This is a genomic window from Aeromonas sp. HMWF015, assembly GCF_963878965.1.
GTDB lineage: Bacteria > Pseudomonadota > Gammaproteobacteria > Enterobacterales > Aeromonadaceae > Aeromonas > Aeromonas veronii.
In genome coordinates, this window is record NZ_CAWNZT010000125.1 from 1 (window position 1) to 2,459 (window position 2,459).

General features: G+C 58.8%; 2 protein-coding genes. Both read left to right on the plus strand.

Features of this window, described 5'->3' with window-relative positions:
• Window positions 1-1,185, plus strand: a 1,185-nt coding sequence (glpD, locus tag AACS18_RS06315; protein ID WP_108613942.1) for a glycerol-3-phosphate dehydrogenase, incomplete at its 5' end; no start/stop codon positions are given.
• A gap of 107 nt (window positions 1,186-1,292) precedes the next feature.
• On the plus strand, window positions 1,293-2,381 hold the full coding sequence (gene glpQ, locus AACS18_RS06320; RefSeq protein WP_108613943.1) for a glycerophosphodiester phosphodiesterase: 1,089 nt from the start codon (window positions 1,293-1,295) through the stop codon (window positions 2,379-2,381).
• Window positions 2,382-2,459: the final 78 nt, after the last annotated feature.

Genomic DNA, 2,459 nt, shown 5'->3' on the forward strand with positions numbered 1-2,459 from the left:
ATCCGCGCCGGTCTGTTCCTCTATGACAATCTGGCCAAGCGCGACAAGCTAAAGGGGAGCTGTGGCGTGCGCTTCCTGCCGCAAGATGGCTTGAGCGCGGGGATCAACAAGGGGTTTGAATATTCCGATGCTTGGGTCGACGACGCCCGGTTGGTGGTGCTCAACGCTATGATGGCCCGTGACAAGGGGGCCGACGTTCAGACCCGCACCCGTTGCATCAAGGCGGTGCGCGGTTCCAAACACTGGACGCTCACTTTGGAGCGGGAAGGGGGCGAGCAGTTCACCGTCACCTGCCGTGGTCTGGTCAATGCAGCGGGCCCCTGGGTCAAGACCTTCTATGACGAGAGCCTGCACGAGAAATCCCCCCGCGGCATTCGCCTTATTAAAGGCAGCCACATGATAGTGCCACGCATCCATGAGCGCGAAGAGGCCTATATCCTGCAAAACGAAGACAACCGCATTGTCTTCGTCATCCCTTATCAGCAGGACTACTCCCTCATCGGCACCACGGATGTGGAGCACCACGGCAGCCCGCGGGAAGCGAAGATCAGCGAGGCCGAAATTACCTACCTGTGCAAGGTGGTCAACGCCCACTTCACTCGCCAAATTGCGCCGAAAGATGTGATCTGGACCTATGCCGGGGTGCGCCCGCTCTGTGATGACGAGTCAGACTCGCCGCAAGCGGTGACCCGCGACTACACTCTCGAACTCTCTGGCGAGTCTGACGGTGCGCCGCTCTTGTCGGTGTTTGGCGGCAAGCTCACCACCTATCGCAAGCTGGCGCAGGCCGCCTGCAACAAGCTCAAGCCCTGGTTCAGCCAGATGGGGGATGACTGGACTGCGACCAGCCGGCTGCCAGGTGGCGAGTTTGACTGCTCGGTACGCGAGCTGGCCCGCGCCTTTGCGCTGGAGTTTGACTGGCTCGATGATCGCAGCGCCCTGCGCATTGCCGAGGCCTATGGCGCCCATGCCCGTCTCTGGCTGAAAGAGGATCGCGGCATTCACCTCGGTGGTGGCCTGTACGAGTCGGAAGTGCGCTATCTCATCGAGCGGGAGTGGGCCTGTTCACTGGATGATATCCTCTGGCGCCGCAGCAAGCTGGGGCTGCGCCTGAATGAGTCAGAGCAGCAGATGCTGCAGATCTGGCTCGACCAATACCATCAGGCTCTGCGCAAGGCGAGCTGATGAGTGACGGTGGGCAGTGCGCTGCAGCCCACCGCTTTCCACCGTAAATGTGCAACAAACCTCTGATAGAACAATTACCTACACACAATAATAAAAGAGCATCACATATGAAAAAACTCGCCGTTTCCCTCATCGCATTGAGCCTTGGGGCATCCCTCTCATTACCCGTGTTGGCTGCCGATGAAGGCAAGGTGGTTATCGCCCACCGTGGCGCTTCCGGCTACCTGCCCGAGCATACCCTGGAGTCCAAGGCGCTGGCCTATGGCATGGGGGCCGACTATCTGGAACAGGATCTGGTGATGACCAAGGATGACCAGCTGGTGGTGATGCACGATCACTTCCTCGATGGTATCACCGATGTGGCGGCGCGCTTCCCCGGTCGTGCCCGTCCGGACGGTCGTTATTATGTAGTGGATTTCACCTTGGATGAGGTGCGATCCCTGCGCATGACCGAGCCGTTCCAGCTGGTGGATGGCAAGCAGGTGCCGGTCTATCCGGCCCGCTTCCCGCTCTGGAAGTCAGACTTCAAGATCCACACCTTCCAGGAGGAGATCGAGATGATCCAGGGGCTCAACAAGAGCACCGGCAAGAACATCGGCATCTATCCAGAGATCAAGGCGCCCTGGCTGTTCCGTCACGAAGGCAAGGATATCTCCAAGGCGGTGCTGAAGGTGCTCAAGGAGTACGGCTATACCGGGAAGGATGACAAGGTCTATCTGCAGTGCTTCGATGCCGATGAACTCCAGCGCATCAACAGCGAACTGATGCCCGCCATGGGTATGGATCTGAAACTGGTGCAGCTGATGGCCGAGACCGACTGGAACGAGACCATGGTCTACGACGCCAAGGGCAAGGCGACCCCCTACAACTATGACTGGATGTTCAAGCCGGGGGCGATGAAAACCATCGCCAGCTATGCCGAAGGGATTGGCCCGTGGAAGCCGATGATCGTCACCGAGCCGGGCACTTTGGGCAAGCCGGTCTTCACCAGCATGGTAAAAGAAGCCCATGCGGCGGGCCTGAAAGTTCACCCCTATACCTTCCGTCAGGATGAGGGGCAGATCCCGGCCTATGCCAAGGACTTCACCGATCTCCTTAATATCTTCCTCTATCAGGCTGATGTGGATGGGGTGTTCAGTGACTTCCCTGACAAGGCGGTGGCCGTCATCAAGGCCCATCAAGAGGCGGCCAAATAGCACTCTGGCGCCATTTGAATGCAAAGCGAGGCCAATTGGCCTCGCTTTTTGTTTCAGGTTCCCGTAACGGGAGTGTGC